Here is an 18040-nt window from a genome sequence, read left to right as displayed (position 1 = left end):
ACTAAGAAATCGTCTTGGTCACTTCACCAGACATTGAAAATCAAAAATTGTTTTTGATGTTCGATGCTGTGAGTGCCCACACAGATTGCTTGATTCAAATTGTTAAAGAGCGTCACGCTTGTCGCGCTGAGGAGGCGCATATTACGCTTCTCACTTCGAAAGTCAAGCGATTATTTTCGCTTTTCTTTCGGCGCCGACTTCACAAGGAAGCTGGCTCATCAGGTTGGCGTGTTCCGCCGTGCTGGTAGGGGCGCATTATAGGGATCTGGATCACGCTTGCAAGGGTGTTTTCGAATTAAATTCGAATTTCTGGTTCAACCGTTCACTAATCACCCAAAAAGCGCATTTATCCTGCAATAACACACCCGTTTGACGAGTTCGCTATCCTCTAGATGGCGTGGCGGCGGGAGCAGATCAAGGTTGTGGCGATTTGGTCTCTCTACATCTATATGCATGGTGATCGAGGTCACGCCTTCGGGTAACATAGCGCCCCTTTGCGATTCACACACTCTTGGGCTTTGGAGAGTTTAATGCCTTTTGCACTTGGCCAGCGTTGGATTAGTGATACAGAGACGGATCTGGGGTTGGGGACTGTCGTTGCTGTTGAAGGACGCATGGTTACCCTGTTGTTTCCGGCTACCGGTGAAAACCGCATGTATGCCAAAGAAGAGGCGCCGGTCACCCGGGTCAGCTTCAATGTGGGCGATCAGATCACCAGTCACGAAGACTGGACCATGACGGTCGAAGAAGTGCAGGAGAAAAACGGCCTGCTTATATATGTAGGTGTGCGCACCGACAATGATGAGCCCGTTGCCCTCAAAGAAGTGTTTCTCAACAACTTTATCAAGTTCAACAAGCCGCAGGATCGCCTGTTCGCCGGTCAGATCGATCGGATGTCCCGCTTCACCCTGCGCTACGAAGCGCTGATCAACCAGCACCAGCGCCGTCGCAACCCGACTCGTGGTCTGGCCGGTGGCCGGGTCAGCCTGATCCCGCACCAGCTCTATATTGCCCACGAGGTGGGTCACCGCTACGCTCCGCGCGTACTGCTGGCTGACGAGGTGGGTCTGGGCAAGACCATCGAAGCGGGCATGATCATTCATCAGCAACTGCTCTCCGGCCGCGCCCATCGCGTACTCATTCTGCTGCCCGAAACCTTGCAGCACCAATGGCTGGTCGAAATGCTGCGCCGCTTCAACCTGCACTTCTCCCTGTTTGACGAGGAGCGCTGCATCGAGGCATTCGCTGATGCGGAGAATCCCTTCGAGACCGAACAGCTGGTGATCTGCAGCCTCGACTTCCTGCGCAAGAAGCGTCGTCGCTTCGAGCAGGTGCTGGAGGCCGAGTGGGATCTGCTGGTTGTCGATGAAGCGCACCATCTTGAATGGAGCGAAGAAGCGCCGAGCCGTGCCTATGAAATGGTGGAAGCGCTGGCTGAACAGGTGCCGGGCGTACTGCTGCTGACCGCAACCCCGGATCAGCTGGGCCACCAGAGCCACTTTGCCCGTCTGCGCCTGCTCGATCCCGAGCGTTTTTACGACTACGAAGCCTTCCTCGCCGAGGAGCAGGCCTATGGTCAGGTCGCCAGCGCCGCACAAGAGCTGCTGGAAGGCGAGACCCTGAGCGATGAAGCCAGACAGATCCTCGCCAGCCAGCTGGAAGGGCTGAACTTGAGCGATGCTGAGGCCCGCCAGCAGGCAGTCGCCAAGCTGCTGGATCAGCATGGCACCGGCCGGGTGCTGTTCCGCAACAGCCGCGCCAATATTCAAGGCTTCCCCGAGCGTCACCTCAACGTCTACCCCATGCCGCTGCCGGAGCAGTACAAGACAGCCATCAAGGTGATGGGCATGATGGGTGGCAACGGTGGCGATCTGCAGACCCGCGCCCTGTGCTACCTCTATCCCGAGAAGATCTTCCAGCAGTTCGAAGGCGACAACGCAACCTGGACCCAGTTCGACCCCCGTGTCGAATGGTTGCTGGAGCTGCTGCTCTCAGCCCGTCAGCAGAAGGTGCTGGTGATCTGCTCTGAAGCAGCGACCGCCATCGCACTGGAAGAGGCGCTGCGCACCCGTGAAGGGATCCGTGGTGCCGTGTTCCACGAAGGGATGTCGATCCTCGAGCGGGACAAGGCCTCCGCTTATTTCGCCCAGCAAGAGGGTGGCGCCCAGGTGCTGCTCTGCTCCGAGATCGGCTCAGAAGGTCGCAACTTCCAGTTTGCCAGCCATCTGGTGCTGTTCGATCTGCCTCTCAACCCGGATCTGCTGGAACAGCGTATCGGCCGACTGGATCGTATCGGTCAGCAGAACACCGTCGAGATCCACGTTCCCTATCTGGAAGGGACTGCCCAGCGCGCCCTGCAGCTCTGGTATCACGATGGTCTGGACGCGTTCGAGCAGACCTGCCCGACTGCCCGCCCGGTATTCGAAGCGGTACGTGAAGAGCTGTTCGAGCTGCTGGCCGCCAACACCGGCGATCAGGCAGCTCTCGACGCCCTGCTGATCAAGACTCGCGAACTGCACGAGCCGCTCAAGGCTCGACTGGAGCAGGGTCGCGATCGCCTGCTGGAGATCCACTCCAGCGGCGGCGCCGCCGCCCAGCAGCTGGTCGACAAGCTGGCCGCCGAAGATGACGACACCGGCATGATCTCCTTCGCTCTCAAGATGTTCGACGAGATCGGCGTCAATCAGGATGACCGTGGCGAGAACGCGCTGGTGCTGACCCCCGGGGATCACATGCTGGTCTCCAGCTTCCCGGGCCTGCCACAAGATGGCATGACCATCACCTTCGATCGCAACACAGCCCTGTCGCGGGATGACATGGCGCTGCTCTCCTGGGATCACCCCATGATGCGCGGCGGTATCGACCTGATCCTGGGCTCCGAGATCGGTGCCACCTCGGTCGCACTGCTTAAGAACAAGGCGCTGCCCATCGGCTCCATCCTGCTTGAGCTGATCTTCGTTGCCGAGTCTGCGGCCCATCCCCAGCTCTACCGCTTCATGCCGCCGACGCCGATCCGTCTGCTGATGGACAAGAACGGCCAGAATCTGGGTGAGAAAGTGGCGTTCGATGCCTTCAACCGCCAGCTGACTCCGGTCAATCGCCACCTCGGCAGCAAGCTGGTGACTGCGTCCCAACCGGTGATCCACGGTCTGATTGGCAAGGGCCAGGCCATTGCCGAAGAGCTGAAAGCCGGGATTGTCGACAAGGCCCGCGCCCAGATGGCGCAGACCCTGCAGCAGGATCTGGATCGTCTGGAAGCGCTCAAAGCAGTCAACCCGAACGTGCGCGACAGCGAGCTGGATTATCTGCGCAATCTGCAGGCAGAATTGCACCACCTGATCGATCAGACCCAACTCAAGCTGGATGCCATCCGCTTTATCGTGGTCACCCATAACTGACAAGGTACTGACCGACAGCGGCCAGACCCAGCTCAAACTGGATACCCAAGGCCGCTTTGTCGTGGTTACCCATAACTGATGGGGGCTTGCCCCCACCTTCTGATGCGAGACATTTATGTTTGAATACTCACCGCCTCTGGAACCCTGGCTCGATATCCTGTTCAAGGACAAGGACATCATGGTGGTCAACAAGCCCACTGGCCTGCTAAGCGTCCCCGGGCGCGGCCCCGAGAATGAAGACAGCGTCCTGCATCGGGTGAAACAGCAGCACCCTAAGGCGGCGGCAGCTCATCGCCTCGACATGTCCACCACAGGCGTCATTGTCATTCCCCTCAATCCCAACTCTCATCGGGAGCTGAGTCGGCAATTTCGCGAGCGGGAGACCGAGAAGCACTACCTCGCCTGGGTGTGGGGTGAGCCGGAGGCAGAGTCGGGTCAGGTTGACCTGCCGCTCTGCGTCGACTGGCCAAACCGCCCGAAACAGAAGGTGGATCACGAGGAGGGGCGTCACGCTCTGACCCTGTGGCAGAAACTGAAGGTGGAGAACGGCAACAGCCTGATCAAGCTGACTCCCATCACAGGTCGCTCGCACCAGTTGCGCGTCCATATGCTGGAGCTGGGGCACCCGATCCTGGGTGACAACCTCTACGCCCATCCGGATGCGCTGGCGGCGGCGCCCCATCTCTACCTGCATGCGGCCATGCTGACCATCAGCCACCCCCGCAGTGGCGAGCGGATGACCTTCGAGGCGCCGGCTCCTTTCCCGGTCTGATCCCGCAAATCGCAGAGATAAAAAAGCCCCCATCGCGAGATGGGGGCTTTTTCATTAGGGTCAGACGCGAATATCGATCTTGCTTCCCAGAGAAGCGCTGGCCGATGTCGGTGCAACCGGCGCTGATTGCGCTGCGTTTTGCAGCAGCTTCAGCGCAGCTTCGCCCTCTTGGGTCTGCTGTTTCTTGGCCAGACTAGCCGTCATCAGAGCAGAACCAAACGACGCATTTGCAGAACTTGATATATCCATAGGGTTCCTCCTGCACTCAACAGTATCGACCAAGCGGCCCCGAACATAAGCACTGAATGCAAAACAATCTGAAAGTCGCTTTTCTATCAATCAGATAGCAATAGCATTCATGGTCCCTGTTCACCGCTGGATGACGCCTTCAAGCTCCTGTGCCGTCATCGGCCGAAGCACCTTGCAGGGGTTGCCAGCCGCCACCACGTTGGCGGGCACATCTTTGGTCACCACCGAGCCTGCGCCTATAACGCTGTTGTCACCGATAGTAACGCCGGGGCAGATGACGACGCTGCCGCCAATCCAGACGTTGTGACCGATCCGCACCGGCTTGCCGAACTCTACACCCCTGATGCGCGGCGCCACCGCCACCGGATGAGCGGCGGTGTAGATCTGCACCCCGGGCGCCAGCAGCACGTTGTCGCCTATGCGTACCTCGCAGACGTCGAGGATGGTGCAGCCTACGTTGGCGTAGAAGTTCTCGCCGACGAAGATATTGGCGCCATAGTCGCAGAAGAATGGTGGATTGATGGCACACTCCTGGCCGCGGCCACCGAGCAGCTCATGAAGCAAAGCATCCCGCGCTGGTTTCTCCTGCCAGCTGGTGTTGAAGGTGTGATAGAGCTTGCGGCAGCGCTCGCGCGCCGCTTTGAGCTCGGGGTCGCCCGCATCATAAGGCTCCCCCGCCACCATCTTCTGCCACTCGGTACCGCGCACCACCTTCTCCATGACCTACTCCATCAGCCAGATCAGGGATTCATAAGGGCGCAGCATACCCGATTGCGGTCGGGCCGGGCTATCGGGGTAGTTGCCGAGCAGCAGCCGACCTTGCCCGCTTTGCAGCTCGGCAGGCAAGGCAAACTCCACCGGCTCGCCATAGAAGTTGCTCACCACCAGCAGGGTCTGGCCGTTGGCGCGACGGGTGTAGGCCCAGATCTGCGGGTGCCCCGTCAGCAGCTCCTGATAATCCCCCTGAGTGAAGATGGGGTGCGACTTGCGAAGGGCGATGAGATCCCGATAGTGCCAGAACACCGAGTGCTGGTCGGCCAGCGCCGCCTCGGCATTGATCTCGGAATAGTTGGCGGCGGGCTTGAGCCAGGGCGTCCCTTGGGTGAAACCGGCATTGGCCGCAGCGCTCCACTGCATCGGGGTGCGCGAGTTGTCGCGGGACTTGGCACCGAGAATGGCGAGGATCTCGGCCTCGCTCATCCCTTCGGCCTGCTTGATGGCGAAGATGTTGCGGCTCTCCACATCCTGATAGTCATCGATGCGCTGATAGCCGGGGTTGGTCATGCCGATCTCCTCCCCCTGATAGATGTAGGGGGTGCCCTGCAAACCGTGCAGCGTACTGGCCAGCATCTTGGCGGCCACCACCCGATGCGCGCCCTCATCGCCGAAGCGGGAGACGATGCGCGGTTGGTCGTGATTGCACCAGAACAGCGCCGACCACCCCTTGCCATGCATGCCGCTCTGCCAGTGGTTGAAGATGCGCTTCAATTCGAGGAAATCGAACGGCGCCTTGGTCCACTTGTCGCCATTGGGGTAATCCACCTTCAGATGGTGGAAGTTGAACACCATGGAGAGCTCGGAGCCATCGAGGGCGCCGTAGCGCTGGCAGTGCTCCAGACTGGTGGAGGACATCTCCCCCACCGTCATGGCCCCCACCGGGGCGAAGACATCGCGGCTCACATCCTGCAGGAATTCGTGGATGCGCGGCCCGTCGGTGTAGAAACGGCGGCCATCGCCAATCTCGTCGTTCGGGAACGTCTGATCCTTGGAGATAAGGTTGATGACATCGAGCCGGAAACCGTCCACCCCCTTCTTGGCCCAGAAGTGGATGATGTTTTTGACCTCGGCGCGCACTGCAGGATTTTCCCAGTTGAGATCCGCCTGCTCGCGGGCAAACAGGTGCAGGTAGTACTGACCGGTGGCTGAGTCCAGCTCCCAGGCGCTGCCACCAAACTTGGATTGCCAGTTGTTGGGCACGCCGCCATCCACCGGATCGCGCCAGATGTAGTAGTCGCGGTAGGGGCTGTTTTTATCCCCCAGCGCCGACTTGAACCAGGCGTGCTCGGTGGAGGTGTGGTTCACCACGATATCCATCACGATGCGGATGTCGCGCTCATGGGCGGCGGCCAGCAGCGCCTCGAAATCTGCCATGGTGCCGTAGGCGGGGTCGATGGCAAGGTAGTCGGCAATGTCGTAGCCGTTGTCCACCTGCGGGGAGACGTAAACCGGGGTCAGCCAGAGGGCATCGACCCCCAGCGTCTTGAGGTAATCGAGGCGGGCCATGATCCCCTTGAGATCACCGGTGCCACGGGCGCCGGAATCCTGAAAGCTCTTGGGATAGATCTGGTAAATCACGGCGCTCTGCCACCAGGGTGTTTGGCTCATGGCTCTTTCTCTTGTCACAAATTGAAAAGGGAGAGGGCGACCCGTTGGGTCGCCCTGACAATCAGATTCAGGCGCTGGCTTCGGCCAGCTTGCCGGCCGCTTGCTGGCGCTTGTAGACCAGCAGGGTCAGCACCACCGGCACCACGATGGCGACCAGCATGGCGAGGGAGTAAACCGCCCAGTATTGCGGCTGGATGGAGAGGATGCCCGGCAGGCCGCCAACCCCGATGCCGTTGGCCATCACCCCGGCGAAACCGCAGATGAGGGCGGCAAGGCTGGAGCCCACCATGGCGCACAACATGGGGAACTTGTACTTGAGGTTGATACCGTACATGGCCGGTTCGGTCACCCCGAGGTAGGCGGAGATGGCGGCAGGTACCGAGATCTCCCGTTCGTTCTCCTTGCGGCTAATCAGAATGATGCCCACCACGGCAGAAGCCTGAGCAATGTTGGAGAGGGCGATCAGCGGCCAGATTGGCGTGCCGCCCATGCTCTGCATCAGCTGCAGATCCACCGCGTTGGTGGTGTGGTGGATGCCGGTAATAACCAGCGGCGCGTAGAGGAAACCGAACAGGGCAGCACCGATGGGAGCGAAGGAGCCGGTCATGGCAGCCTTGGCAGCGAAACCGACGCCATCACCAATCCAGCGACCAAACGGGCCGATAAAGGCGTGAGCCACGATCACTGCCAGCAGCAGCGAGACAAACGGCACAATCACCAGATAGAGATAGGCCGGAATGATCCGCTTGAGGTTGGTCTCCACCCAGGCGAGGAAGACACCCGCCAGCAGCGCCGGAATGACCTGGGCCTGATAACCCACCTTCTGGATCACGAACAGGCCGAAGTCCCACACCTCGGGAGTCTGCTGACCAATGCCGTAGGCGTTCATCAACTGCGGTGACACCAGCGTCACCCCCAGCACGATACCCAGGATCTCGGAGCCGCCCATCTTCTTCACCGCAGACCAGCAAACACCGACCGGCAGGAAGTGGAAAATCGCCTCGCCCAACAGCCAGAGGAAGGCGTGTACCTGAGCCCAGAACTGGCTGATCTCGGTGAGGGTGTGAGTGCCATCGTCAAACATCTTGATGTCGCCGATGACGTTGCGAAAGCCAAGGATCAGACCGCCGGTGATGATGGCGGGCAGCAGCGGCACGAAGATCTCCGCCAGATGGGAGATGCCCCGCTCCAGCGGGTTCATGTTCTGGCGTGCCGCCTGCTTGGCGGTCTCCTTGCTACCACCGCTGACGCCGAGCTGCTCGGTCAGCGCCTTGTACCACTGCTCTACCTCGTTACCGATCACCACCTGGAACTGACCGCCCTGGGTGAAGCTTCCCTTCACCGCCGGGATGGTTTCGATAGCCTTGCTGTCGGCCTTGGCCGGATCATTCAGGACGAAGCGCAACCGGGTCAGGCAGTGGCTGACGGTGGCGATGTTCTCCTTACCGCCGATCTTGTCGATCAGGGTGGCAAGCTGCTGTGCGTTGATCTTGGACATGGGTCTTCCCTCTGTGACGCCATTGAATAGTGGTCTGTATCGCCCTTTTGAGCCAGTCTGTCGGCCGGAGCGTTTTTGGTATCGTTCCCATTTAGCATGCCGACAATCTGGCCAGATCGAAATGGGAACGTTCCCAATTCGTGGCCAGCATCACAAAAAGCGCACTTTTTGTTCAGTCCGGAGTGATGGGGGTCACAGGGTTCGACAGGGGGCGATAGTCACCAGCGGCGGCTGATCCTGCTCAATCTGGCCAAGCAGCTGACACGCCGCCTGCTCCCCCGCCCCTTTGTAACCGAGATCGAGACTGAGGGCGTTGGGGAAGAGGAAACTGAGCATGGGATTGTTGCCAAGTCCGGTCACCAGCACCTCGCTACGCCCTTGTTCTTGCAGGTATTTTGCCGCACCGATGGCGAGGGTGTCGCTGGCGCAGACCAACGCCTGGGTGGAGGGGGTAAGCAGCTCGGCCGCCAGCCGGTAGCCGCTCTGCAGGCTGAGATCACCGAGGGCGCTACGCGGGCGCAACCCTTGCTCTGCGCAGTAAGCGAGATAGGCGTCGAGGCGGCGCTGGCCGGTGGTGAGATCCGAGGCATCCACCCCCAGATAGGCGATGTCGCGGGCGCCACGGCTTGCCAGTTGCGCCAGCATGGTGCGTACCGCACCAGCGTCATCGAAGCAGACCGAGGAGAAACCGGGATATTCACGAGCGACCAGCACCAGCTTCTCTTTCAGCGGCGCCATAGCGGCATAGTCCAAGTTATTGAAGGCGAACAGGATAATGCCATCCACCCCGCGCCGCTCCAGCACCGCCAGATGCTCCTGTACCTTGGCGGGGGAGAACTTGCTCTCCATCAGCACGGCATCGTAGCCACGCTGGTAGAGGGTCTCCAGCATGCCGCGCACCGCCTGATTTTCCGAGCTGGAGTCGAGCCGCGAGACGATGATCCCCACCACCTGCTGGCTCTGGCTGCGCATGGCCCGCGCCGACTTGCTCGGCACGAAGCCATGTTCGGCGATGATCTGCTCCACCCGCTCGCGGGTCTCCTGCTTCACCTTGGGATCCTGATTGAGCACCCGGGAGACGGTCGACTTGCCGACGCCGCTCAGTCTGGCGATATCGAGGATGGTCAGTTTCTTGTCCATGAATTGGCTCACTGGAGGCTAGGCGGTGGAATTGCCCACATTGTTGTGATTAACCCCTGTGAATACAAGCCCATGGCGTTAGAATGCCCTTTTTGCCCCGCCGTCAGGGTGTGTGGGCACAGCACAGGATGCCCATCATGGATCTGCTGGCCAGTCTGCTCTTCTCCCTCTCCATCACAGGCCCCATCTGCGTGGTACTGCTGCTCGGCATCTTGCTCAAGCGGTTGGGGATGCTGCCGGATCCCTTTACCGAATCCGCCTCGCGACTGGTATTTCAGGTCACCCTGCCCGCCCTGCTCTTTCTCAGTATTCTCGGTACCAACTTCGCCACCATGCCGAGCCTCTGGTTTATCGGCTATGGCCTGCTCGCCACCGTTATCAGCTATCTGGTGCTGGAGCTGCTGGCCGGGCGTTTTATCGGGGAGCAGCGGCTGCGCGGCATCTTCGTGCAGGGGAGCTTTCGCGGCAACAGCGCCATTATCGGGCTCGCCTATGTGCAAAACGCCTACGGCCACGAAGGGTTGGGGGCGGCGGCCTTTTATGTCGGCGCGGTGACCGTACTCTACAACATTCTCGCGGTGATCACCCTCACCCGCAGTCTCGGCGGCGCCACCGGCATTCGCCCCATTCTGCTCGGCATCATCAAGAATCCGTTGATCATCGCCATTGTGGCGGCGCTGCCCTTTACCCTGCTCGGTATCAAGATGCCGCAACTGCTGCTCACCACCGGCAGCTACTTCGCCAACATGACGTTGCCGCTGGCGCTGCTCTGCACCGGCGCCTCTCTCAGCCTCGATGCCCTGCGTGGTGGTGCAGCCATTGCGGGCTGGGCCAGCATCATGCGGCTCTGTCTCATTCCGGCAGCTTTTACCCTGGGGGCGGCTCTGCTCGGCTTCAGCCATCTGGAGCTGGGTATTCTGTTCCTCATCAGCGCTACCCCGACTGCCGCCGCCAGCTATGTGATGACCCGTGCCATGGGGGGCGACAGCGTGCTGGCCGCAAACATCATCGCCACCACCACCCTCGGTTCGCTGGTTACTACCAGCCTCGGGGCGACTCTGATGAATTACCTCGGTCTTATGTACTGACCCTGCCCGAGGAAACTGCCAACCTCATCGCCACCACGAACCTTGGCTCCCATACACCGGCAGGGAGCCATCCTGATGAACTATCTGGGTCTTATGTACTGACGGCTTGACCTTGCCGGAGGCGGCAGCTTTAGGCTGGCGCTCATCAACAGAGGAGATATCCCATGACCATCGAACTCACAGTGTCCGGCATGTCCTGTGGTGGCTGCGCCGCCAGTCTGCAAAAAGTGCTGCTGGCCCAGCCTGCGGTCACCACCGCAACCGTCGATTTCGCCAGCAGCAAGGCCTTCATCGAGAGCGAGCTGAGCAAGGCCGAGCTGATCGCCCTGATCGAAGCCAAGGGTTTCTCTGCGAGTTAAATTATCTCCATAGAGGTATAAAACAGGTTAAAAATCTGTACTCACCTGTCTTTTGGTGAGTTTTATCACAGATATTGATGGTTATCTGGGCAAACTGGCTGCGATTATTCCAACCATAAGGATTTGCAGCATGACCCTACCGATCCGCAAGACCCTGCTCGCCGCCGTCGTCGGCCTGACCCTCTCCCCCATGGCCATGGCGCTGCCCAACGTGCATATCCTGGCGACCGGCGGCACCATCGCCGGGGCAGGCCAGTCCGCTACCCAGTCCAACTACGAGGCTGGCAAGGTGGCCATCGAAACCCTGATCGCCGCCGTGCCCGAGATGAAAAACGTGGCCGACGTGCAGGGTGAGCAGGTGGTGAAGATCGGCTCCCAGGACATGAACGACGAGGTGTGGCTCAAGCTGGCCAAACGGGTCAACGAGCTGCTGGCCAAGGATGACGTGGATGGCATTGTCATCACCCACGGCACCGACACCATGGAAGAGACCGCCTACTTCCTCAATCTGACCGTCAAGAGCGACAAGCCGGTGGTACTGGTTGGCGCCATGCGCCCCTCCACCGCCATGAGTGCCGATGGCCCGCTCAACCTCTACAACGCCGTGGTGACCGCCTCCGACCCCGCCTCCAAAGGCCGTGGCGTGATGGTGGCGATGAACGACACCGTGCTGGATGCCCGTGACGTCACCAAGACCAACACCACAGGCGTGCAGACCTTCGCTTCCCCCAACTTTGGCCCGCTGGGTTACATCCACAACGGTAAGATCGACTATCAGCGCAGCCCGGCCCGTCTGCACACCAGCAAGACGCCGTTTGACGTGAGCAAGCTCGACAAGCTGCCGCAAGTGGGCATCGTCTACAGCTACGCCAACGCCACCGACTTGCCGGCCAAGGCGATGGTGGATGCCAAGTTCGACGGCATCGTCAGCGCCGGGGTGGGTAACGGCAATCTCTACCACACCCTGTTCGATACCCTGGCCAAGGCGAGCAAGGATGGCATCCGCGTGGTGCGCTCCGCCCGCGTACCAACCGGCGCCACCACCCTGGATGCCGAGATCGATGATGCCAAGTACGGCTTCGTGGCCTCCGGCACTCTCAACCCGCAGAAGGCGCGGGTGCTGCTGATGCTCTCCCTGACCCAGAGCAAGGATCCGGCCCAGATCCAGCGCTGGTTCCAGCAGTTCTGATAACGGTTGTCTGAACCATGACAAGCAAGGGCGGGACTTCCCGCCCTTTTCCCTCCTGCAATGCTGCCTCGCCCATTACGCCGTTTGGCGGGGCCATCCCTCCCTTTTCCGGTCATCTTTTTCAGCCATCCCAGAGCGCTGTCATCAAATTAGCGAGCCGGATCACCCGCTTTCACAAGCGCATCGCCGCCAAATTCATTACACTGCCAGCGATCTTATCCACTCAAGGAGTGCTGTTGCTGTATGGAAATATTGATCCTGCTGGGATTGATTTTGCTTAATGGCGTCTTCGCCATGTCAGAAATCGCCATCGTCACCGCACGCAAGGCTCGCCTCGGCAAGCTTGCCTCTGAAGGCAACCGCTCCGCCGCCATTGCCCTCAAACTGGGCGAAGACCCGACCCATTTTCTCTCTGCCGTCCAAATCGGCATTACCAGCATAGGTTTGCTCAACGGTATCTACGGCGAATCCCTGCTGGCCCAGCCCTTCTCGCTCTGGTTGCAGGAGTGGGGACTATCCCCCAAGAGCAGCGGCCTGATCGCCACCGTCATAGTGGTGGTGGTGGTTACTTACCTCTCCATCGTGGTGGGGGAGCTGGTGCCCAAGCGGCTCGGCCAGCTCAATGCCGAACGCATCGCCTGTCTAGTGGCCCGCCCCATGCACTGGCTCGCCACCCTGACCCGCCCCTTCGTCTGGCTGCTGTCGGCCTCTACCAATGCCAGCCTGCGGCTGCTGCGGGTAAACCAGAACGGCAGCGCTAACGTCACCGAGGAGGAGATCCACGCCATGCTGGTGGAAGGATCGGAAGCCGGGGTAATCGAGGATCATGAACACACCATGCTGCGCAACGTCTTCCGTCTCGATGAGCGCAGCCTCTCCTCCCTGATGGTGCCGCGCAGCGATATCCGCTATCTGGATCTGGCGCTGCCGCTGGAGACCAACCTGCAGCGACTGGTGGAGTATCGCCATAGCTATTTTCCGGTCTGCGACGGCAACCTGTCAGAATTGGTGGGTATCATCAATGTCAGCAAGGTGCTGCACGCCTATATCAAGAGGGAGCCCATCGATCTGGCTGCCCTGACCCAGGAGGGCAGCCTGCTGCCCGAGACCCTCAACGGCGTCGAGCTGCTCAACCACTTCCGCACCCACAGCGAACAGATGGCGCTGGTGGTGGATGAATATGGCGAGCTGCAGGGACTGGTCACCCAGCAGGATCTGCTGGAGGCGCTGGCGGGGGATTTCCAGCAGGAGGATGGCGAGGACAACTGGGCCTTCCGGCGCGCCGACGGCAGCTGGCTGCTCGATGGCCTGATCCCGCTGCCGGAGTTGAAGGACTGTCTGGAGCTGGTTCGTCTGCCAGAAGAAGAAAAACATCACTATCACACCCTCGGAGGGCTTATCATGCTGCTCCTTGGTCGTGTTCCACAAACCGGAGACCTGGTGACACTGGAACAGTGGCAACTGGAAATTGTTGACATGGATGGCCTGCGCATCGACAAGGTGCTCGCCATGCCCTTGACCGATCAACCCAGCTAACCTGCGGAGTTTGCAAGTATGGAGCAGTTTTACCAACTGGCTCACGCCTTTATGAATCACGATCTGAACACACTTTCCGATCCCAAGATGGCCTTCATGATCTGTGGTGTGATTCTGACGTTTCTGGTACTGGAAAACGGATTCATCCCTACCGCCTTTCTGCCCGGTGACAGCCTGCTGATCCTCACCGGCGTACTCATCTATCAGGATGTGTTGTCTCTCGGGGTGATCCCGCTGTTGATCATGGCCACCTTTGTCGGCACCTGGCTCGGTTACATGCAGGGGCGCTTTCTCGGCCACACCCAGCTCTACCATCGGCTGATGTCCCATGTGGAAGAGCGACACCAGCAGAAGGTCTACCACCTGCTGGACAAGTACGGGATCATCACCCTGATCACCGCGCGCTATATCGCCTTCGTGCGCACCGCCTACCCCTATATCGTGGGAGCCACCGAGCTGCCGCAGGGGCGCTTTCTCATCGTCAATCTGATCAGCTCCATCATGTGGATCTGCCCGCTGGTCGGGTTTGGCTACTACCTGAGCCACACCAAGCTGGCCGCCGAATACCAGACCCAGTTCTTCAACATCATCATCTATCTGCCGGTGGCCCTGCTGCTGGGTGGCATGGTGGCGCTGGTCTGGCGCTGGATCAGCAAACGCAAGGCCGCGCAGCCGCGGGATTGACCCCCCGCCCAACGCCCGACCCGAAAGCCCTCACCAGAGGGCTTTTTTGATCGCCTATTTTGCGCAAATAGCAGAAATAGTCCCGCTCGGCCCTTGTAAAGCCGGGGTAAAAATGAGTGAATCTAGCGCCTTTTTTTGGATGGGAACGGAGTCGGTTGTATGTGGTGTCGGATTCGCGCAGCAGCGCTGGTTGTCGGGTTGATGGGAATGCTGGGATTGCCTGCGGTCAGCGCGGCCCCCAACCCAGCCAAACTGGAAGTACGCTCGAGCAGCGCCCTGGTCGTGGATGTAAAAACGGGCAAGACGCTCTACCAGAAGAATGCCACCAAGGTACGTCCCATCGCCTCCCTCACCAAGCTGATGACAGCGCTGGTGGTGCTGGATGCCAAGCAGAATCTCAACCAGACCATTACGGTCGACAAGAACGATCTGGATCGGGTCAAACATACCCACTCCCGCATCCGCATGGGCACCAAGGTGACCCGCCGCGACGCCCTGCATCTGGCGCTGATGTCCTCCGAAAACCGGATGGCCTCGGCACTGGCGCGTCACTATCCGGGCGGTCGCAGCGCCTTCGTGCGAGCCATGAACAACAAGGCCAGACAGCTGGGTATGCGTAATACCCACTTCTACGACTCCACCGGCCTCTCCACCCGCAACGTTTCCACCGCCCAGGATCTGGGCAAGCTGGCCGCCGCTGCCTATCGCCAGCCGCTGATCCGTCAGTTCACTCAGGATGAGAACCGGGAGATGCGCTTCAGCGCCCCCGCCTACAGCCTGATGTTCAACAACACCAACCCGCTAGTGAAAAACCCGGATTGGGACGTGCGCCTCTCCAAGACCGGCTTCACTGACGAAGCGGGTCGCTGTCTGGTGATGCGCGCCAAACCGGACAGCCGCGAGCTCGCAATCGTGCTGCTCAACTCGGTGGGCAAACGCACCCCCATCGGCGATGCCAACCGCATTCGCAAATGGCTGAAAAGCTGAGTAAATCTCTCAACACAAAAGGATGCTGCGGCATCCTTTTTTATTGCCTGCAGAACGCCTCAGCAGGCCTTGCAGGATGTTGATAGCCAAACCCTGAGTGATGTGAGCTGCGCGGCATCTGCCGTTGCCACAGCAGGCATACAAGGCGCGTGTAGATAAGGCAAAGGGTGGCAAGGGGTTGCGCCGTTCAGAAGAACGGTGCGCAATCACAGAATGGGGAAGAAATAAGGGCAAGAACAGACTGGATGGCCATCCAGCCGCTATAACGCGAACACGGATCCGCACCAAAGAGTTAAATGTCGCCCATAAAAAAACAGCCCCGACCGAAGTCGAGGCTGTCTGTATGGTGCGCCCGAGAGGATTCGAACCTCTGACCACCTGGTTCGTAGCCAGGTACTCTATCCAGCTGAGCTACGGGCGCTCATAAATTGTTGCACTGCTTGAGATATGGTGCGCCCGAGAGGATTCGAACCTCTGACCACCTGGTTCGTAGCCAGGTACTCTATCCAGCTGAGCTACGGGCGCTCACAAACTTTTGTGTACTTCTTGAAAAATGGTGCGCCCGAGAGGATTCGAACCTCTGACCACCTGGTTCGTAGCCAGGTACTCTATCCAGCTGAGCTACGGGCGCTCATAAATCGTTGAGTCGTTTTAAATGGTGCGCCCGAGAGGATTCGAACCTCTGACCACCTGGTTCGTAGCCAGGTACTCTATCCAGCTGAGCTACGGGCGCCCTGTTTTAAAACGATAAAAAAAGCTTACTTATCAGTAAGCCTTTTCCAAAGTGTCGACTTGCTGATGGTCAACACATGACTCTTGCTTGAGTCGTAATATGGTGCGCCCGAGAGGATTCGAACCTCTGACCACCTGGTTCGTAGCCAGGTACTCTATCCAGCTGAGCTACGGGCGCAAATGGCGGAGAAGGGGGGATTCGAACCCCCGATGCGGGTATAAGCCGCATACTCCCTTAGCAGGGGAGCGCCTTCAGCCTCTCGGCCACCTCTCCGTTTGCGGGGCTGATAATACTTCACAGGGATTTTTAGTCAAACACTTTTTTGGAGAAAAAAGTGCGTTCGCTCAGCATTTGGTCAAGGCGTGGAATATTCAAACAATATCGGCACTTATCCCGCAGTTTCGCGCCCTGCAGGGCAATTTCAGGGGGCCGGAAAAACAAAAGGCGACACATGAGGTGTCGCCTTGTCACAGCCATGAAAGTGGCTTAGAAGCCCGGTTGGCCCGGAACTTTCTCGGCCTGGATGCGCTGGTAGATCTCTTCGCGGTGTACGGAGACCTCTTTCGGTGCGTTAACACCGATACGGACCTGGTTGCCTTTAACGCCCAGTACGGTGACAGTCACTTCATCACCAATCATCAGGGTTTCCCCAACACGACGAGTCAAAATAAGCATTCGCTTGCTCCTGTATCCTGTTTTGTTTTTATATCGATATGCGACATTATCTAACAAAGATACCGATATGGTAAATGGTTGAAACTAAATCAATCAGAGATTGTTAGCCCAAGGGCTGCTCTTGCGGTGCCTGATCCAACCCGAAAGCGGCGTGCAGGGCTCGCACCGCCAGCTCCAGATACTTCTCGTCAATCACCACAGAGATTTTGATTTCAGAGGTCGAGATCAACTGCATGTTGATCCCCTCCTCGCCCAATACCTTGAACATGGTGCGCGCAACACCGGGATGGTTCCACATGCCGACACCGACAATGGAAACCTTGGCAATTTCGCCATTTCCCTGCACGCAGGAGGCGCCAAGTTCGGTGGCGGTCTCCTCCAGCAGTGCCCGGGCGCGGCGATAGTCATCACGATTCACCGTGAAGGTGAAGTCGGCGGTGCCATCTCCCAGGGTGTTCTGCACAATCATGTCGACATCAATGTTGGCGTCGCTGATCGGATTCAGGATCTGCGCGGCAACGGTTGGTCTGTCCGGCACGCCCAGAATGGTCAGGCTGGCCTCGTTGCGGTTAAAAGCGATCCCGGATACCAGGGGAGCTTCCATCCTCTCACCTCCATATGTGATTAAGGTTCCCTCTCCGTCGACAAAACTCGACAGCACCCGCAGCGGGACGCGGTACTTGCCCGCAAACTCCACCGAGCGGATCTGCAGCACCTTGGCGCCGAGACTGGCCATCTCCAGCATCTCCTCGAAGGTGATGGTGTCGAGACGACGAGCCTTGGGCTCGATGCGCGGATCCGTGGTGTATACCCCATCCACATCGGTAAAGATCTGGCACTCATCGGCCTTGATGGCCGCCGCCACGGCAACCGCCGTGGTATCCGAACCGCCGCGACCCAGCGTCGTGATGGCGTTATGCTCGTCACGGCCCTGGAAACCGGCGATCACCACCACCTTGCCCGCAGCCAGTTCGGCATGAACCAGCTCGGTGTCGATGTGGGTGATGCGCGCCTTGCCATAAGCGGAATCGGTATGAATCCGTACCTGATCGCCAGTCATCGAGACCGCCGGGCAACCGCGTTTGTTCAACGCGATGGCCAGCAGCGCTATGGTGACCTGCTCACCGGTGGAGACCAGTACATCCATCTCGCGCCGGTTGGCATCAGGATCCAGCTGCTGGGCCATGCCCAGCAGCCGGTTGGTTTCGCCCGACATGGCGGAGACAACCACCACCACGTCGTGTCCCTGGGCGCGGGTCTGCTCGACCCGCTCAGCTACCGCCTCGATCCGCTCCAGTGTGCCGACCGAGGTGCCGCCGTACTTCTGTACATAGAGTGCCACAGATC

The 18040-nt window shown here is 59.4% G+C and carries 16 protein-coding genes and 6 tRNA genes; 9 read left to right on the top strand and 13 right to left on the bottom strand.

Going from position 1 to position 18040, the window contains the following annotated elements:
- Nucleotides 1-530 precede the first annotated feature (530 nt).
- Nucleotides 531-3398, top strand: coding sequence for an RNA polymerase-associated protein RapA (rapA, locus tag A9G06_RS10885; RefSeq protein ID WP_069555239.1), 2868 nt, complete (start codon nucleotides 531-533; stop codon nucleotides 3396-3398).
- 115 nt (nucleotides 3399-3513) lie between these two features.
- Nucleotides 3514-4170 carry a bifunctional tRNA pseudouridine(32) synthase/23S rRNA pseudouridine(746) synthase RluA gene (gene rluA / locus A9G06_RS10880; RefSeq protein WP_005343025.1) on the top strand — a complete coding sequence of 219 codons (657 nt, stop codon included), beginning with the start codon at nucleotides 3514-3516 and terminating at the stop codon, nucleotides 4168-4170.
- A 60-nt stretch (nucleotides 4171-4230) separates the two neighbouring features.
- Here rluA and A9G06_RS10875 read toward each other — a convergent pair whose 3' ends face one another.
- The 5 genes from A9G06_RS10875 to treR form a co-directional block, all read right to left on the bottom strand.
- Complete coding sequence (locus A9G06_RS10875) at nucleotides 4231-4419, bottom strand: hypothetical protein (RefSeq protein ID WP_005336040.1); 189 nt, start codon at nucleotides 4417-4419, stop codon at nucleotides 4231-4233.
- A 120-nt stretch (nucleotides 4420-4539) separates the two neighbouring features.
- The gene (locus A9G06_RS10870; protein ID WP_069555238.1) at nucleotides 4540-5139 is read right to left on the bottom strand and encodes a sugar O-acetyltransferase; all 600 of its coding nucleotides are present in this window, start codon (nucleotides 5137-5139) and stop codon (nucleotides 4540-4542) included.
- 3 nt (nucleotides 5140-5142) lie between these two features.
- Nucleotides 5143-6804: an alpha,alpha-phosphotrehalase gene (gene treC / locus A9G06_RS10865; RefSeq protein ID WP_069555237.1), complete on the bottom strand. Its 1662-nt coding sequence runs from the start codon at nucleotides 6802-6804 to the stop codon at nucleotides 5143-5145.
- Nucleotides 6805-6871: 67 nt separating this feature from the next.
- Nucleotides 6872-8302 carry a PTS trehalose transporter subunit IIBC gene (gene treB, locus A9G06_RS10860; protein ID WP_042052735.1) on the bottom strand — a complete coding sequence of 477 codons (1431 nt, stop codon included), beginning with the start codon at nucleotides 8300-8302 and terminating at the stop codon, nucleotides 6872-6874.
- 192 nt (nucleotides 8303-8494) lie between these two features.
- A complete protein-coding gene (gene treR / locus A9G06_RS10855) occupies nucleotides 8495-9442 on the bottom strand; it encodes a trehalose operon repressor TreR (RefSeq protein WP_069555236.1) in 948 nt (315 codons plus the stop codon).
- A 137-nt stretch (nucleotides 9443-9579) separates the two neighbouring features.
- Here treR and A9G06_RS10850 point away from each other — a divergent pair, with 137 nt between their 5' ends.
- The 7 genes from A9G06_RS10850 (at nucleotide 9580) to pbpG (ending at nucleotide 15285) form a co-directional block, all read left to right on the top strand.
- The gene (locus A9G06_RS10850) at nucleotides 9580-10530 is read left to right on the top strand and encodes an AEC family transporter (RefSeq protein WP_069555235.1); all 951 of its coding nucleotides are present in this window, start codon (nucleotides 9580-9582) and stop codon (nucleotides 10528-10530) included.
- Nucleotides 10531-10694: 164 nt separating this feature from the next.
- Nucleotides 10695-10889 (top strand): heavy metal-associated domain-containing protein, encoded by a 195-nt coding sequence (locus A9G06_RS10845; protein ID WP_069555234.1) that lies wholly within the window; start codon nucleotides 10695-10697, stop codon nucleotides 10887-10889.
- A 130-nt stretch (nucleotides 10890-11019) separates the two neighbouring features.
- Nucleotides 11020-12078 (top strand): L-asparaginase 2, encoded by a 1059-nt coding sequence (gene ansB / locus A9G06_RS10840; protein ID WP_005348754.1) that lies wholly within the window; start codon nucleotides 11020-11022, stop codon nucleotides 12076-12078.
- 17 nt (nucleotides 12079-12095) lie between these two features.
- Nucleotides 12096-12359, top strand: coding sequence for a hypothetical protein (locus A9G06_RS22275; RefSeq protein WP_171903388.1), 264 nt, complete (start codon nucleotides 12096-12098; stop codon nucleotides 12357-12359).
- Complete coding sequence (locus tag A9G06_RS10835; protein WP_069555233.1) at nucleotides 12322-13614, top strand: hemolysin family protein; 1293 nt, start codon at nucleotides 12322-12324, stop codon at nucleotides 13612-13614. Before A9G06_RS22275 ends, A9G06_RS10835 begins: the two co-directional genes overlap by 38 nt.
- Before the next feature lie 18 nt (nucleotides 13615-13632).
- Nucleotides 13633-14298 (top strand): DedA family protein, encoded by a 666-nt coding sequence (locus A9G06_RS10830; RefSeq protein ID WP_069555232.1) that lies wholly within the window; start codon nucleotides 13633-13635, stop codon nucleotides 14296-14298.
- Between the two features lie 159 nt (nucleotides 14299-14457).
- On the top strand, nucleotides 14458-15285 hold the full coding sequence (gene pbpG, locus A9G06_RS10825) for a D-alanyl-D-alanine endopeptidase (RefSeq protein ID WP_005348750.1): 828 nt from the start codon (nucleotides 14458-14460) through the stop codon (nucleotides 15283-15285).
- A 344-nt stretch (nucleotides 15286-15629) separates the two neighbouring features.
- Here pbpG and A9G06_RS10820 read toward each other — a convergent pair.
- The 8 genes from A9G06_RS10820 to A9G06_RS10785 all read right to left on the bottom strand — a co-directional run bounded on the left by A9G06_RS10820 (nucleotide 15630) and on the right by A9G06_RS10785 (nucleotide 18035).
- Nucleotides 15630-15706, bottom strand: a tRNA-Arg gene (locus A9G06_RS10820).
- 27 nt (nucleotides 15707-15733) lie between these two features.
- A tRNA-Arg gene (locus tag A9G06_RS10815) sits at nucleotides 15734-15810 on the bottom strand.
- Nucleotides 15811-15839: 29 nt separating this feature from the next.
- Nucleotides 15840-15916 (bottom strand) — tRNA-Arg (locus A9G06_RS10810).
- Between the two features lie 25 nt (nucleotides 15917-15941).
- Nucleotides 15942-16018: transfer RNA gene (locus A9G06_RS10805), tRNA-Arg, on the bottom strand.
- A gap of 100 nt (nucleotides 16019-16118) precedes the next feature.
- Nucleotides 16119-16195: transfer RNA gene (locus A9G06_RS10800), tRNA-Arg, on the bottom strand.
- A gap of 3 nt (nucleotides 16196-16198) precedes the next feature.
- Nucleotides 16199-16291, bottom strand: a tRNA-Ser gene (locus A9G06_RS10795).
- Between the two features lie 213 nt (nucleotides 16292-16504).
- Entirely contained in the window at nucleotides 16505-16693 is a 189-nt protein-coding gene (csrA, locus tag A9G06_RS10790; protein WP_005336053.1) for a carbon storage regulator CsrA, read from the bottom strand.
- A 103-nt stretch (nucleotides 16694-16796) separates the two neighbouring features.
- Nucleotides 16797-18035, bottom strand: coding sequence for an aspartate kinase (locus A9G06_RS10785; protein ID WP_041210820.1), 1239 nt, complete (start codon nucleotides 18033-18035; stop codon nucleotides 16797-16799).
- Nucleotides 18036-18040 lie beyond the last annotated feature (5 nt).

It is taken from the genome of Aeromonas sp. DNP9 (assembly GCF_001728955.1).
In the GTDB taxonomy this organism is placed as follows: domain Bacteria; phylum Pseudomonadota; class Gammaproteobacteria; order Enterobacterales; family Aeromonadaceae; genus Aeromonas; species Aeromonas veronii.
The sequence above is the reverse complement of the archived record's forward strand: the minus strand, read 5'-3'. Positions and strand labels throughout refer to the sequence as shown.

What these genes read in the sequence shown, in the direction of transcription:
- A9G06_RS10850 (WP_069555235.1), top strand. Translation starts at nt 9,580, where the DNA reads ATGGATCTGCTGGCCAGTCTGCTCTTCTCCCTCTCCATCACAGGCCCC.
- A9G06_RS10875 (WP_005336040.1), bottom strand. Translation starts at nt 4,419, where the DNA reads ATGGATATATCAAGTTCTGCAAATGCGTCGTTTGGTTCTGCTCTGATG.
- A9G06_RS10845 (WP_069555234.1), top strand. Translation starts at nt 10,695, where the DNA reads ATGACCATCGAACTCACAGTGTCCGGCATGTCCTGTGGTGGCTGCGCC.
- treR (WP_069555236.1), bottom strand. Translation starts at nt 9,442, where the DNA reads ATGGACAAGAAACTGACCATCCTCGATATCGCCAGACTGAGCGGCGTC.
- pbpG (WP_005348750.1), top strand. Translation starts at nt 14,458, where the DNA reads ATGTGGTGTCGGATTCGCGCAGCAGCGCTGGTTGTCGGGTTGATGGGA.
- A9G06_RS10830 (WP_069555232.1), top strand. Translation starts at nt 13,633, where the DNA reads ATGGAGCAGTTTTACCAACTGGCTCACGCCTTTATGAATCACGATCTG.
- A9G06_RS10870 (WP_069555238.1), bottom strand. Translation starts at nt 5,139, where the DNA reads ATGGAGAAGGTGGTGCGCGGTACCGAGTGGCAGAAGATGGTGGCGGGG.
- rapA (WP_069555239.1), top strand. Translation starts at nt 531, where the DNA reads ATGCCTTTTGCACTTGGCCAGCGTTGGATTAGTGATACAGAGACGGAT.
- ansB (WP_005348754.1), top strand. Translation starts at nt 11,020, where the DNA reads ATGACCCTACCGATCCGCAAGACCCTGCTCGCCGCCGTCGTCGGCCTG.
- rluA (WP_005343025.1), top strand. Translation starts at nt 3,514, where the DNA reads ATGTTTGAATACTCACCGCCTCTGGAACCCTGGCTCGATATCCTGTTC.
- treC (WP_069555237.1), bottom strand. Translation starts at nt 6,804, where the DNA reads ATGAGCCAAACACCCTGGTGGCAGAGCGCCGTGATTTACCAGATCTAT.
- treB (WP_042052735.1), bottom strand. Translation starts at nt 8,302, where the DNA reads ATGTCCAAGATCAACGCACAGCAGCTTGCCACCCTGATCGACAAGATC.
- csrA (WP_005336053.1), bottom strand. Translation starts at nt 16,693, where the DNA reads ATGCTTATTTTGACTCGTCGTGTTGGGGAAACCCTGATGATTGGTGAT.
- A9G06_RS10835 (WP_069555233.1), top strand. Translation starts at nt 12,322, where the DNA reads ATGGAAATATTGATCCTGCTGGGATTGATTTTGCTTAATGGCGTCTTC.
- A9G06_RS22275 (WP_171903388.1), top strand. Translation starts at nt 12,096, where the DNA reads ATGACAAGCAAGGGCGGGACTTCCCGCCCTTTTCCCTCCTGCAATGCT.